Consider the following 14,037-nt stretch of genomic DNA (forward strand, 5'->3'; position numbering starts at 1 on the left):
TGCGTTATGCCCTGTGTGCGAATTTCTCCGCCTGGGAGCGAATCAGCTCCACATCGTCAAAATAGTTGATCTGCATGGCGTCCTTCACCTCGTGCAGGGTCTGGGCCGCAATCTCCCGCGCTGCCTCGCTTCCCCTCTTCAGGATATTGTAGACCTCCGGAATATCCTTCTCGTACTCCGCGCGGCGCGCACGAATTGGCTCGAGCTCCTCCTGAATCACACTGGTCAGGAACTTCTTCACCTTCATGTCTCCGAGGCCCCCGCGGGTGTAGTGATCCTTCAGCTCCTGAAGATTTGCATACTCCGGCCAGTAGCGCGCAAAGTGCTCGTCTCGGCAAAAAGCATCAAGGTAGGTAAAGACCGTATTCCCCTCAAGATGTCCCGGATCAGAGACCTTCAAATGCTCCGGATCCGTGTACATGGTCTTGATCTTTGCGGTGACTTCATCTGCACTGTCGGATAAGTAGATGCAGTTTCCGAGCGACTTCGACATCTTTGCCTTGCCGTCCGTTCCCGGAAGCCTGCGGCACGCATCCTCCTTCGGAATCATCGCCTCCGGCTCCACAAGCACCGGTGCATAGATGGCATTAAAGCGGCGGACGATCTCTCTCGTCTGCTCGATCATGGGCAGCTGATCCTCTCCGACCGGCACAGTTGTAGCCTTAAAGGCAGTGATATCTGCCGCCTGGCTGATCGGATAGGTGAAGAAGCCCACCGGAATATCCGCCTCAAAGTTCCGGATCTTAATCTCATTCTTTACCGTGGGGTTTCTCTGAAGACGCGCCACAGATACGAGATCCGAATAGTAGAAGGTAAGCTCCGTGAGCTCCGGAATCTGGGACTGAATGAAGAGTATGGACTTCGCAGGATCCAGCCCGACACTCAGGTAGTCCAGTGCCACTTCTATGATATTCTGGCGTATCTTCTCCGGGTTGTCAAAATTGTCCGTGAGCGCCTGCGCGTCCGCAATCATAATCATGGTGCGCTTATACTCCCCTGAGTTCTGCAGGGTGACTCTTCTTCTCAGAGAACCTACATAATGCCCCATATGCAGCTTTCCTGTCGGCCGGTCTCCAGTCAGAATGATTTTGTCCATTGAAATCAACTCTCCTTTTTCCTGTTCATTGCTCCAGTATAACACTTTTTTCTGCTTCTGCTCTCACTATGATTCGGATCCGGACGCGCGATCATCAGTGCGATGCTCCGCTCCGGCATCACATAGAGCTGCTGATCCGCAAGACAGCGCGCCTCCTCCTCTCTGCCAAAGCCCTCTTCTGCTGTACTCACCAGCAGGTGCCAGGCCATGCCGCGCTCCGGGTGCGGCAGCGCAAATTCATGCGGCTCCCAGTGCATATTACAGAGCAGATAGAAGCTCGCGTCCGCTGTCCCCTCTGTGGTTTGTGCGTAGTGCCCGCTGTAGAGTACGCCGAGCTGCCGCCTCCACGGCTCAAATTCCGGCTGCCATGCCCGCGTCCCGTGATAGGACACATCCGGAATGCCGCAGCCGTCCGGATCCAGAAGCCGCGGCTCCTCCTCCATATGAAAGGCCGGGTGACGTCTCCGGAAAGCGATACAGTCTCTGACAAAACGTAGGAGAGCTGCCTCCTTTTTCTGCTGCTTCCAGTCGAGCCATGAGAGTGCGTTGTCCTGGCAGTAGGCATTGTTATTGCCGCTCTGACTGTTTCCAAACTCATCTCCCGCGAGAATGAGCGGTGTCCCCTGGCTTAAAAACAGAAGCAGAAAAGCATTTTTCAGCTGCCGATGCCGGAGCTCCAGAACCTTTTTCCTTCTTGTCGGTCCCTCCGCGCCGCAGTTCCAGCTGAAGTTCTCGTCCGTACCGTCCCGATTGTCCTCGCCGTTTTTTTCGTTGTGCTTCACATCGTAGCTCACCGCATCCATCAGCGTGAAGCCATTGGTTCCCGCGAGGTAGTTGATGACAGCAGCATGGCGGGGATTATTCTTCGTGTGATAGATAAGTGCTTGAAGGAGGCCCTCGTCTCCCTTCAGATAGCGCCGTATATCCCGCAGGAATCCGTCGTTACAGCTTCCGAGCCGTCGGCCTCCGCCGCAGTCTCTGCGCGCCATTGCGCCTGCATGCTGCCCTACAGCCTCCGGCTGCAGCTCCCCATTCCTCATCCCGAAAAATGGATAACGTTCCCCTGGCTTCGGCGGGCTCCAGCCATCTGCAATCAGCTTGATATCCGCAAGATATGGATCCCGGGCGACAGCCTCCGTGTCCACGTGTCCGCTCAGCCTCACACCGTCCACATGAAAGAAGCGCGCATAGTAGCGCAGCACCGCGAGCACATAGGCGATATCCTCACTCCCGTCAAAATAGAACTCCGGTATGAGCTCCATCCCGGCGCGATGCAGCTCCCGCACCAGAAGCCGGAACTCGCCCGCCGGATCTCTGTCCTTTCTCCGGCAGTAGCTCGCCTTCGGTGCAAAATGATATGCCTTTGTGTAGCCCCAGTAGTTCAGCCGTCCGCCTGTCTTTCCCGCCGATGCAGCATCTGATGCGGAGGGAAAGCCCTGCTGCCCCGCCTCCCGCGGCATGAGCTCCTCAAATTCCTGACAGGGCAGTAGCTCGACAGTCGTGATACCGAGTGCCTTCAGATAGGGAATCTTCTCAATTACACCGTAAAAGCTTCCGCGCTGCACCACTCCGCTTGTAGCAGATTTCGTAAAGCCGCGCACATGAAGGCGGTAAATGACGCTGTCCGAAAACGGAAGCCCCGGCCTCCTGTCCTCTCCCCAGTCAAAGGGCTTCAGAAAGACCGGGCTCCGGAGCACCGCCCCGTACTGCTCCTCCCTGCCCCAGCTGTCGCGTCCGCTGAAGGCAAGACCAAAGGGATCTGGAAAGCTCCCCCGATCATCCGCAAAATGATACTCGGCGCTCTGCAGCGTCTCCTCCGTAAAACCGATTGCAAAAAGCTCTGAAAAGGAGAGGAACATACTCCAGACCAAACCCTGACGCTCTGCCCCGGAAAACGGGATTTTTATAAGCGGCGCCGCCTCATTTCTCCTGTAGAGAAGCAGCGCCGGATGATCTCCGGCAGATACAAGACTCAGATGAATGCCCCGGTCTGTAACAGTAAGTCCCATGGGAAAGATACTTCTTCCGTCAGCAGCTGAATCTGTCTGACTGTCTGGCTGTACCGTGCTGTCGCTCATTGTTCTGTCCTCCAAACTGCCATCCCTCTTCTCCCTGCCGCATGGGCGCAGTATCTGTTGTCCGGCTCCGCGCTCTGCTCAGAGCTCAATCTGAAGCTCCACCGGGCAGTGGTCACTTCCCGGAATCTCCGCATGAATCACGGAATCCCGTATTCTGTCCCGCAGCACATCCGACACGATGAAGTAGTCGATGCGCCAGCCTACGTTCCGCTCCCTCGCCTTCATCCGATAGGACCACCAGGAGTAGGCCTCTGTCCTGTCCGGATAGAGATAGCGGAAGCTGTCTGTAAAACCAGAGGAGAGCACTTTGCTCATTTTCTCTCTCTCCTCGTCTGTAAATCCCGCATTTTTATGATTGGTGGCAGGATTTTTCAAATCGATCTCCTGATGCGCGACATTCAGATCTCCGCAGTAGATGAGGGGCTTCCGCTCCGCGAGCTTATGGATATAACGCAGAAAATCCTCCTCCCAGCGCATTCTGTAGTCAAGACGCTTCAGCTCATTCTGGGAGTTCGGCGTATAGCAGGTCAGAACATAGTAGTCTTCAAATTCTGCCGTGATCACACGCCCTTCGTGATCGTGCTCCTCCACCCCGATCCCGTAGCTCACGGAGAGAGGCTTTTCCTTCGTCCACATGGCGACTCCGGAGTAGCCCTTTTTCTCCGCGTAGTTCCAGTAGTCATAGTAACCCGGGAAATCCAGCTCGATCTGCCCCTCCTGGAGCTTTGACTCCTGAATGCAGAAGATGTCTGCATCCAGCTCATGAAACACATCGAGAAAATTCTTGCCTGCGCATGCACGCAGTCCGTTCACATTCCATGAAACAAATTTTTTTATCATATCCTTCCTTTCGGGGCGGCCGGATGCGTCGCAATCCCTCGACCATGGCTCAGTCGTCCGACTCGTCAGAATCGCTCACTGTGTAGGTGAAGCGCTTACGGGCCATCTCATCGCTCTCCAGATAGGCGTCGTAGGTTGTAATCTTATCGATGAGCTTTCCGTTCACGATTTCCATGATGCGGTTGGCCGTCGTCTCAACAATCTGGTGGTCACGCGAGGAGAAGATGAGTACGCCCGGGAACTTCATAAGACCGGTGTTCAGCGCTGTGATGGACTCCATGTCCAGGTGGTCCGTCGGCTCATCCAGCATAAGGACATTGGCCGCGCTGATCATAAGCTTTGAGAGCATCACGCGCACCTTCTCTCCTCCCGACAGGACATTCACCTTCTTCACGCCATCATCACCCGCGAAAAGCATGCGGCCCAGAAAGCCGCGCACATAGGTTGCGTCTTTGATCTCAGAGAACTGGGTCAGCCACTCGACGATGGTCTCATCTCCCGCAAAGATCTTTGTATTATCCTTCGGAAAATAGGACTGGGTAGTGGTAATGCCCCACTTGTAGCTTCCCTCATCCGGCTCCAGCTCTCCCGCAAGGATCCTGAACAGCACATTTTTTGCGCGCTCATTCGGTCCGACCAGTGCCACCTTGTCCGTGCGGTTCAGCGTGAAGCTAATGTGATCCAGAACCTTCACCCCCTCAACGGTCTTGGTGAGATTCTCCACCGTGAGAACCTCGTTCCCGATCTCCCGCGCCGGGCGGAAGTCAATGAAGGGATACTTTCTGCTGGAGGGACGCATCTCGTCGAGCTCTATCTTCTCCAGCGCACGCTTACGGCTGGTCGCCTGCTTTGACTTGGAGGCATTTGCCGCGAAGCGCTGGATAAATTCCTTCAGCTCCTTGATCTTCTCCTCCTTCTTCCGGTTTGCCTCCTTCATCTGTCTCACAATGAGCTGGCTGGACTCATACCAGAAGTCGTAGTTTCCGGTGTACAGCTGTATCTTGCCATAATCGATATCGGCAATCATGGTACATACCTTGTTCAGGAAGTAGCGGTCGTGGGAGACCACGATCACAGTGTTCTCAAAATTGATGAGAAATTCTTCAAGCCATCCGATGGCATCCAGATCCAAGTGGTTCGTCGGCTCATCCAGAAGCAGAATATCCGGATTTCCGAAGAGCGCGCGTGCAAGCAGCACCTTGACCTTCAGCGCACCGTTCAGATCCTGCATGAGGGAGTAGTGGTGATCCGCCTCGACGCCGAGACCATTTAAGAGATTTGCGGCATCACTCTCCGCGTCCCAGCCGTTCATGTTGCCGAACTCCGTCTCGAGCTCCGCCGCCTTGATGCCATCCTCGTCCGTGAAGTCCTCCTTCGCGTAGAGGGCCTCCTTCTCCTTCATGATATCGTAGAGGCGCTGATTGCCCATGATGACCGTGTCGATGACGGTAAAAGCATCGTACTTGAAGTGATCCTGCTCCAGAAAGGAGAGGCGCTGTCCGGGCGTTATGACGATGCTGCCGTTCGTCGATTCCAGCTGCCCGGAAAGAATCTTCAAAAAGGTGGATTTTCCGGTTCCGTTCGCTCCGATAAGTCCGTAGCAGTTGCCCTCTGTAAACTGAATGTTGACGTCCTCAAAAAGAGCCTTCTTTCCGACCCGGAACGTTATGCCGTTTGCGCTGATCATAGCTGAATATCCTTTCTTTTTTTCGGCGGAGACTCCGCCTGTGTGCTGCGTCCTCTGAGGCCGCTTATTCTGCCGGGAAATCCCGTCTGTATGCTGAAGCTGCTCTTCCGCCTCAGATATGCTTCATCTTCGCCCCGGCGGGGAGCTTTCTCGCCCGAAAGGCCTGTGTATCTTCATATGCAACGCTGCCGCCGCAGAGGGTCAGCACAATCTTTCCCTTCAGGGACTTGCCGAGCCACGGTGAATTTGTGGACTTGCTCTGAGGCGCCAGATACGCCCAGCTTCGCTCCGGATCAAAGAGCATGAGATCCGCAGGGCCGTCTTCCTTCAGCCCCCCGCCATCCAGCGCATAGAGCTTTGCAGGCTCCGTGCTCATTCTGGCAATCAGCTGAAGCAGGGTCAGATGCCCCGGCTCCACAAGGTTCATGAGCCCCAGTGAAAACGCTGTCTCCAGCCCGATGATGCCGCTCGGCGTCTCCGCAAAGGGTCTGTCCTTCTCGTCCTTTGCGTGCGGTGCATGGTCTGTCGCAATCACCTCTATGGTTCCGTCCTTCAGCCCCTCGATGATCGCCAGACGATCCGCCTCTGTGCGGAGCGGAGGGTTCATCTTCGCATTGCTTCCATAGAGACTCACCGCGTCCTCTGTAAGTGTGAAATGATGCGGTGTCGCCTCTGCAAAGACCCGGGCGCCTCCCCGCTTTGCCTTTCGCACCAGCTCCACGCTCTCCGCGGCGCTGATATGCTGAATCACAACTGTGGCTCCTGTCTCACGCGCCAGACGGCAGTCGCGGCTCACCATGCTGATCTCAGCCTGACGATCTGCCCCCGTGAGCCCCAGCCGCTCCGCAGCAGGGCCGCGGTTCACTCCCGGATCAGTGACAAATGTCGGATCCTCTTCATGAAAGGAGAGCGGAAGCTTTAAGCGCCGCGCGGTGAGCATCGCCTCCTTCACCAGAGCTTCATCCATGATGGGACGTCCATCGTCCGTGAAGCCGACTGCTCCGCACTCCTTCATGAGCTTCATATTGACGAGCTCCGCGCCTTCCATCCCCTTTGTTACGGTGGAGCAGGCGTAGACATGGATCGCTGTCTTTCTACCCTTCCGGATGACAGAGACTATCGTCTCCTCACTGTCAATTGCAGGCTTCGTGTTGGCCATGCATATGACAGAGGTATATCCTCCGGCGGCAGCCGCCCGTGCGCCGGTCTCAATATCCTCCTTCCAGGTCTGCCCGGGATCCCGGAAGTGCACATGGCTGTCCACAAGTCCCGGCGCGGCACAGAGTCCGCGGCAGTCAATGACCTGCAAGAGCTCTCCCTTGGCCTCCGCGATCATGCGGGCATCCAGCTCCAGTGCCTCTCCGATCTTTATGATTTTCCCCTCCGCGATCAGAATATCGCAGACTGTATCTGTGCGTGAGGCAGGATCCAGAAGCCTCACCTCTCTCAGCATCATCATATGATAAATTCCTCTCCTTCCGTCCCCGTGCCGAGGATGCGTTCCGCATAATCCACCGCGCAGGGAAGTTCCCGCATTTTCTGAATCACGGCGGGATCCCCAAACAGATGCATCGGGAAAATATGCTGTGCCCCCACCTGTTTCATATATTCATCCAGTCCCATCCAGAAAAAGCGCCCGTCTCCAAGCCGCGCATCCAGCGGGACAAAGGCCGCATCCGGAATGTGTCCGTCCCGTCCGATGAGCTCCGCCATCGCGCAGAGCTCTGTCTCATAGCCCCGGCGCTGCGCCTCATTCCACGGAGTGTCCTCCTCATCCCAGTGCCAGTCGTTCAGATCTCCGGCATGGTAGATGCGCCTTCCTCCTGCATCGACCATATACGCGACACCCTCATCTGTGGACCGGAAGCTGCGAATACAGATCTCATTGCTTTTCCCGCCTGGAACCGGCATTTCCCGCGTCACCGGAAGCTGCATAATCTCCCCTGCCTCCTCATGGCGCGGCAGTCTGAAACAAAGCTGCTCCCGCGGTCCCATAAAAGAAACTCTGCTTCGCAGCTCCTCCGGAACATCACGCTGCGGCACATCGTCCGAGATCACATAGCGAATCCGCTGCACCCGCTGACTGAGCGCAAAAATCCGCGGAGAAAAGTGATCCGCGTGTGCATGGCTCACAAACACAAGCAGCGGCTTTTCGGGTTCCGGCTCCGGAAGCGGTCCCCGGTAGTAATCAAACAGGAGATTCAGCTCCGGAAGCTCCAGGTAAAAGCCGCTGTGTGCGACAAATCTGATTTTCATCTCTCTCCTCAGAAAAATATAATTTATCTTTATTATGATAGCATAGGAAGCGCTATGCCTCAATGCGCACAGTGCTCCCGCCGCTGCGATTTTTTGTGACGATGAGCTTCTTCTCGATCCTGTCCTTCAGCTCACTGACGTGGGAGATGATGCCGACGAGCCGCTGTCCCTCCGCGAGATCTGCGAGCGCACGTATGGAAAGCTCCAGTGCATCCTCATCCAGCGAGCCGAAGCCCTCGTCTATAAACATGGAATCCAGCTGAATGCCACCCGCCTCCGACTGCACCTCATCCGAGAGCCCGAGCGCCAGCGCCAGCGAGGCCTGAAAGGATTCCCCGCCGGAGAGCGTCTTCACGCTGCGCGTGCTTCCGTTGTAATGGTCGATCACCTCGAGCTCCAGCCCGCTCTGGGAGCGGTTATTCTCCGCCGCTGCACTCCGCCTGAGCTCGTACTGCCCTCCGGACATCCGCATGAAGCGCACATTTGCCCTGCGTATCATGCGGTCAAAATAGCTCATCTGAACGTAGGTCTCCAGCATGATCTTCTCCTTGCCGCTCAGCATGCCATTGGCTGTGTCCGAGAGCAGCTTCCATCTCCGATATTCCCGCTCCGCCTCTGCAAGTGCGCTCTCTGCCCTACGGATTCCGGCGAGCGCCTCCGTGTTGCTGCTGAGACGTATGCTGTATGCAGTCTCCTGCTCACGCAGCGCGGCGATGTGTCCGCGCTGCTCTGTAAGCACCCGCTGCAATGCTGTGATCCTTTGATCTGCCCGGCCTGCAGGTGGATTTTTGTCGTCGGGCTTTTCCCCCGATTCCAATGCTTCTGCGTCTGCCGCTGCCTCCGGCAAAGTCTGTGCCGCCTCCTCCTCTGTACTTTCTGCTTCCAGCTCCTGCTCCGCTCTGCATGCCGCCGCACGCAGCTCTGCTACCGAGCCCTCCCGCTGATCCTGCACAGTCTTCTTTTCCTGATAATGATGCTGCGCTTCTGTGTACTCCCGCTCTGTCTTCGCAATGCACTGCCTCAGCTCCCGCTCCCGGTGATCCGCCTCCGCCGCTGTCGCGTAGGGGAGATTTTTCAGAAACAGGGCTGCCGTGCGCTCTGCTTCCGCAAGCGCCTCCGCGCCACCCTTCTCCTTTTCCGCAAGTGCCGCACATACGGCGTCAAGGCGGTTCTTCTCCTCCTCCGCCTTCGGAAGCAGCGCCGTAAGCTCCTGGCGCCGCTTTTCCCTCAGCTCCTCCAGATGCTGCTCCTGCATGGCTTCCCGGCACTGAAGCTCCGTCTCCGCCTGCTCCTGCTCCGTGTGCTTTTTCAGATCCCGGAACGGGATCCCCTCAAAATAGCGCGCTGCGCTCTCGAGAAGCGCTTTCTGCTCGGCACCAAGACGCCCGCCCAGCGCACTCGCGGCACGCGCTCTCTGCTCTGCACGATCCGCCGCTGCCTTCCATATCTGCTCCTGCCTCCGCAGCTCTGCCTCTGCGGGCGCCTCCGCCGAGAGTTCTGCCGGCCGTGGATGATGCAGCGCCCCGCAGACCGGACAGGGCATATTTTCTTTCAACCCCTGCGCAAGTATCCCCGCCTGCTCGCTCAGAAAGGCGAGCTTCATTCTCTCGTACTGTTCCTTTTCTGCCTGTGCCGCGGATTCCGCTGAGAGTCGCTCCGTCTCGGCACTGCGAAAGCTGAGAAAGAGCTCCACATAGGCCTCGATTCCCTCCTTCAGCGTCCGCAGCTCCTGCCGCCTCTTTACCAGTTCCTCTGTGCGGTGCTTCAAAATCTCAAGCCGCACGCCCGCGTCACGAAGCTGCTCTGCCTCCTCCCTCAGCGCAGTGAGCCTGTGCTGCAGTTCTCCAAGCTCAGCTTTTCTCCGCTCCTGTTCCTTCAAAAGCTGCTCCTGCTCTGCGCGCCTCTCTGATATACGCTTCTGCTTTTCCTTAAGCTCAGCATAGCGCGGACGCAGCGCCACCAGCGCACCGAGCTCCGTCTTTAGGGGCTCCGCTTCCTTTGCCCCTCTCTCCGCTGCTCTCAGCTTCTCCTGCGCTTTGAGAACTTCTGTCTGAATCGCCTGCAGCGCTGACTCGGTCTCCCACAGCGCCTCCTGCTTAAGCTTCAGCTCCTCTGCGCGGCCGAGCTTCCGCTGCAACAGAGACACAGCTTCCTCTGCCTGACTGTACTCCTGCCGCAGCAAAACAACGGCACTCCGATCCGCCTCGATCTGCTGCTCTGCCAGAGCTATAATCTCCGGAACCGGCATCTTCCGCTCCCGCGCCGCCCGAAAGCGCTCCTCCGTATCGCCCTTCAGCAGTCCGATGTCGTGCAGCTCGCTCTGCTCCAGCTCACGGCAGCTCCCATAACTCGCAGCAGTGCTTTCCTTGAGCCTCCGCTGCAGCAGTTCAAAGCGCTCTGTCCGGAAGATACGCTGAAAGATACGTTTTCTCTCCTCTGTCGTCGCGAGCAGAAGCTTCAGAAAATCCCCCTGCGCGATCATCGCAATCTGAAGAAACTGCTCCCTGTCTATCCCAAGTATTTCCCGAATTCCGGCAGTCACATCCTTTGTCTTTGTCACCACAGAGCAATCCGGAAGAAAGAGCGACGCATCTGCCCGCTGCAGCGTCTCCCCCCCTCCGCGCTTTGCCGGACGCAGATACTCCGGATTCCTGACCACCCTGTACTCCGCTCCACGGCAGGAAAAGAGAAGCTCTGCCTCGGTCGCAGTCTCCGGCGACGCATATTTCGAGCGCAGCATATCCGACGCCCGGAAACCACCGCTTGCCTCCCCATAGAGCGCAAAGACAATCGCATCAAAAATTGTTGTCTTTCCTGCCCCGGTATCTCCCGTAATGAGATAGAGCCCATGATCTCCCAGCTCTGTAAAATCAATTTCTGTCACTCCGGCATAGGGCCCGAAGGCAGAAAGCCTAAGCTTCAATGGTTTCACAGCTCTGCCTCCTCTTCCCAGACCGATGCGATCAGTGACTCCATTAATCGGCGCTCTTCTGCATCCAGTTTCGCATTGTTCTGCTTCTCATAAAACTCCGCAAAGAGCGTGAGCGGCGACTTCCGCTCTGCCTCCGCATCGGCACTGATCTCCTGATTGCTGCGGGTGCGGCAGTTATCATAATCCAGCTTCATAAGATTGTGATAGATCGTCCTGAGTTTATCCACCGCATTCGGAATATCCTCTTCATCTGTCAGAGTCACGTGGATATAGTCCTCCCGGTTTATCCCGCTGTAGTAATCCCGCGCCGTGAGCTCCATATAGCTTCCGCGAAGCTCCCGCATATCGTGAAGCGGTCCCAGCGGAAGTGTGCGTATCTTAAGCTCCGCGCGCCTGTTTCCCCGTGGATCTGAGGCTTCACCGGGGCCTACAACGCCCGCTGTCTTTCCTGCCGCACTCCGTACTACAGTCTCTTCTCCGGGCAGGGCACCGAGCTCCACCACTGTGATACTCTTCTCCTGTCCCGCCTCGGAAAAAGAATATTTCAGCGGCGTCCCGCAGTAGCGTATCCGCGGCGAGCCGATATTCTGCGGGCTGTGAATATGCCCCAGCGCCACATAATCAAAGGCAGAAAATACCGCTGCGTCTACATTGTCCATGCCGCCGACCGATATCTCCTCCGACTCCGAGCGCGCTGCGCCGGTCACAAACTGGTGTGCCAGCAGCACGCGGCGTCTCTGCTGCCCGGAGCTCTCTTCCCTCAATGCGCGCTCTACCACCAGCCGCAGCGCCTCCGTGTAGCTCTCTATTTTCTCCTCCGGGAAAAAGGGACGAACTGCTGCCGGCTTCAAAAAGGGCAGCAGATAAAAATCCACCTCTCCGAAGGCATCCGTAAGAGTCACCCGACGCAGCCTGCCACTGTAGACAGGCGACACAAAGACCCGGCTCTCCGCCATCAGTCTGGCACCAAAGGCAATGCGCTCCGCGGAATCATGGTTTCCGCTGATCGCGAGCACGGTACCGCCAAGTGCCTGCAGCTCAGACAGAAACCAGTCCATGCAGCGCACGGCTTCCGCGGATGGCACAGGCTTATCATAGAGATCTCCTGAGAGCAGCACGGCATCCGGCCGCTCTGCCTCCGCAAAGCGCAGTATCTCCTTCAGAATATGGCGCTGATCCTCCAGCATGGGATACTCATTGACACGCTTTCCGATATGCAGATCCGATAGATGAAAAAGCTTCAAGCTTGCCTCCTGTCAATACAGCAAAGAGACGCCCTGAAAGAACGTCTCTCTGCACTCTGTCTCTGAATTGCCGCGAAGATTCACTCTGCTTCCTTCAGCGCACCGGTCTCCTCAATCTCCGTGATCAGCGCGACTCTCTCCGCGTGACGACCGCCGAGAAATTCCGCATCGAGCCAGGTATCCACAATCATCTTCGCGAGATCTATCCCTACGACACGCGCGCCGAAAGCAATAATATTCGCGTTGTTGTGCTCCTTCGCCATCTTTGCGCTGTAGGGCTCGCTGCACACCGCGGCGCGGATGCCCTTCACCTTATTCGCCGCAAGGGAGATCCCGATGCCGGTTCCGCAGATCAGCACGCCGCCATCCACCTCTCCGGCTGCGACGAGCTTCGCTACCTTGTAGCCGGCAACCGGGTAATTATAGCGCTCTGCTGTGTCCGTGCCGACATTAACTACTTCAACGCCCCGCTCCTCCAGATGCTTTTTGATCTCCTGCTTCAGCTCCACCGCTGCATGATCATTTCCGATTGCTATCTTCATCTGCGCCTCCGATCACTCGCCAAGCAGCTGCTTTCTTGCCTCTTCGTAGCCCGGCTTTCCAAGCAGTGCAAACATATTGGACTTATAGCTCTCAACACCCGGCTGATTAAAGGGATTCACGCCCAGCATATAGCCGCTGATGCCGACTGCGAATTCAAAGAAATAGAACAGCGCGCCGAGAGAGCGCTCATCCTGCGCGGGGATATTCAGCTTCAGCACCGGAACGCCTCCGGAGACATGCGCGAGTATGGTTCCCTCCATGGCGCTTCTGCACACAAAGCTCATATCTCTGCCCGCGAGGTAGTTGAGGCCGTCCAGATCCTCTGCCTCTGCCTCGATCACAAGCTGGTTCTTCGGCTTCTCCACATTCAGCACCGTTTCCAGCATGATGCGGGAGCCATCCTGTATGAACTGTCCCATGGAGTGCAGGTCTGTGGTGAGATTTACGGAGTGCGGGAGCAGTCCCTTTCCGTCCTTGCCCTCACTCTCGCCATAGAGCTGCTTCCACCACTCGGAGATCATCGCGAGACTCGGCTCATAGTTCGCAAGAATCTCAACAGACTTTCCCCTGCGATGAAGTATATTTCTGACCGCCGCATAGAGCATGGAGGCATTCTGCTCATACTCCAGATTCAGCGCCTTCTCTCTCTGCTCCGCTGCGCCTGCCATCAGCGCATCAATATCTGCGCCGCTGACCGCAATCGGAAGAAGGCCCACCGCCGTAAGCACAGAGAAGCGGCCGCCAATATCGTCCGGAATCACAAAGCACTCGTAGCCCTCCTGATCCGCAAGCTTCTTCAGCGCACCTCTCGCCTTGTCTGTCGTCGCAAATATCCTCTTTGCGGCCTCTGCTTTGCCATACTTCTGCTCCAAAAGCTTCTTAAAGACGCGGAAGCTGATTGCAGTCTCTGTCGTGGTTCCGGACTTGGAGATCACGTTTACAGAAAAATCTCTGTCTCCGATCACATCAATCAGCGCATTCATATACTGACCGCTCATATTGTTGCCGACAAAGTAGATCTCCGGTGTCTTTCTGAGCCCTCCGGCAATATTGTTATAAAAGCCGTGGCGGAGGAAATCGATCGCGGCGCGCGCACCCAGATAGGAGCCGCCGATGCCCGCAACTACCAGCACCTCCGAATTTTTCTGAATTCGCTCCGCTGCTGCCTTGATGCGCTGGAACTCATCTTTATCGTAATTCACCGGGAGATCCAGCCAGCCGTGAAAATCATTTCCCGCGCCGACGTGATTCACCAGCTGATCGTATGCTGTCTCAGCTGCTGCCTTCATCAGCTCAATCTCACCCTCGTTCATAAACCCAAGTGCCTTGGAATAATCAAATGTAATACCGCTCATCGATAC

General features: G+C 56.6%; 10 protein-coding genes. All 10 read right to left on the bottom strand.

Going from position 1 to position 14,037, the window contains the following annotated elements; all coding sequences use genetic code 11:
• Positions 1–4: 4 nt before the first annotated feature.
• The 10 genes from trpS to J2S20_RS04425 all read right to left on the bottom strand — a co-directional run bounded on the left by trpS (position 5) and on the right by J2S20_RS04425 (position 14,031).
• Complete coding sequence (trpS, locus tag J2S20_RS04380; RefSeq protein WP_307253594.1) at positions 5–1,096, bottom strand: tryptophan--tRNA ligase; 1,092 nt, start codon at positions 1,094–1,096, stop codon at positions 5–7.
• Positions 1,097–1,101: 5 nt separating this feature from the next.
• Positions 1,102–3,189 (bottom strand): alpha-amylase, encoded by a 2,088-nt coding sequence (locus J2S20_RS04385; protein WP_307253597.1) that lies wholly within the window; start codon positions 3,187–3,189, stop codon positions 1,102–1,104.
• A gap of 63 nt (positions 3,190–3,252) precedes the next feature.
• Positions 3,253–4,011: an exodeoxyribonuclease III gene (locus tag J2S20_RS04390; RefSeq protein WP_334307391.1), complete on the bottom strand. Its 759-nt coding sequence runs from the start codon at positions 4,009–4,011 to the stop codon at positions 3,253–3,255.
• Positions 4,012–4,063: 52 nt separating this feature from the next.
• Complete coding sequence (locus J2S20_RS04395; protein WP_106611179.1) at positions 4,064–5,701, bottom strand: ABC-F family ATP-binding cassette domain-containing protein; 1,638 nt, start codon at positions 5,699–5,701, stop codon at positions 4,064–4,066.
• A 112-nt stretch (positions 5,702–5,813) separates the two neighbouring features.
• A complete protein-coding gene (locus J2S20_RS04400) occupies positions 5,814–7,160 on the bottom strand; it encodes a dihydroorotase (protein WP_307253605.1) in 1,347 nt (448 codons plus the stop codon).
• Complete coding sequence (locus tag J2S20_RS04405; protein WP_307253608.1) at positions 7,157–7,957, bottom strand: MBL fold metallo-hydrolase; 801 nt, start codon at positions 7,955–7,957, stop codon at positions 7,157–7,159. The genes J2S20_RS04400 and J2S20_RS04405 overlap by 4 nt, the downstream gene beginning before the upstream one ends.
• A 52-nt stretch (positions 7,958–8,009) precedes the next feature.
• On the bottom strand, positions 8,010–10,889 hold the full coding sequence (locus tag J2S20_RS04410; protein ID WP_307253611.1) for an AAA family ATPase: 2,880 nt from the start codon (positions 10,887–10,889) through the stop codon (positions 8,010–8,012).
• Complete coding sequence (locus tag J2S20_RS04415; protein ID WP_307253613.1) at positions 10,886–12,133, bottom strand: exonuclease SbcCD subunit D; 1,248 nt, start codon at positions 12,131–12,133, stop codon at positions 10,886–10,888. The genes J2S20_RS04410 and J2S20_RS04415 overlap by 4 nt, the downstream gene beginning before the upstream one ends.
• Positions 12,134–12,213: 80 nt before the next feature.
• Complete coding sequence (gene rpiB, locus J2S20_RS04420; protein WP_106611174.1) at positions 12,214–12,675, bottom strand: ribose 5-phosphate isomerase B; 462 nt, start codon at positions 12,673–12,675, stop codon at positions 12,214–12,216.
• Between the two features lie 12 nt (positions 12,676–12,687).
• On the bottom strand, positions 12,688–14,031 hold the full coding sequence (locus J2S20_RS04425; protein WP_307253617.1) for a glucose-6-phosphate isomerase: 1,344 nt from the start codon (positions 14,029–14,031) through the stop codon (positions 12,688–12,690).
• Positions 14,032–14,037 lie beyond the last annotated feature (6 nt).

The sequence above is a fragment of the Moryella indoligenes genome (genome assembly GCF_030812885.1).
In the GTDB taxonomy this organism is placed as follows: domain Bacteria; phylum Bacillota; class Clostridia; order Lachnospirales; family Lachnospiraceae; genus Moryella; species Moryella indoligenes.

Coding starts and splice junctions, on each gene's coding strand:
- trpS (WP_307253594.1), bottom strand. CDS start 1,096: ATGGACAAAATCATTCTGACTGGAGACCGGCCGACAGGAAAGCTGCAT.
- J2S20_RS04395 (WP_106611179.1), bottom strand. CDS start 5,701: ATGATCAGCGCAAACGGCATAACGTTCCGGGTCGGAAAGAAGGCTCTT.
- J2S20_RS04400 (WP_307253605.1), bottom strand. CDS start 7,160: ATGATGATGCTGAGAGAGGTGAGGCTTCTGGATCCTGCCTCACGCACA.
- J2S20_RS04405 (WP_307253608.1), bottom strand. CDS start 7,957: ATGAAAATCAGATTTGTCGCACACAGCGGCTTTTACCTGGAGCTTCCG.
- rpiB (WP_106611174.1), bottom strand. CDS start 12,675: ATGAAGATAGCAATCGGAAATGATCATGCAGCGGTGGAGCTGAAGCAG.
- J2S20_RS04425 (WP_307253617.1), bottom strand. CDS start 14,031: ATGAGCGGTATTACATTTGATTATTCCAAGGCACTTGGGTTTATGAAC.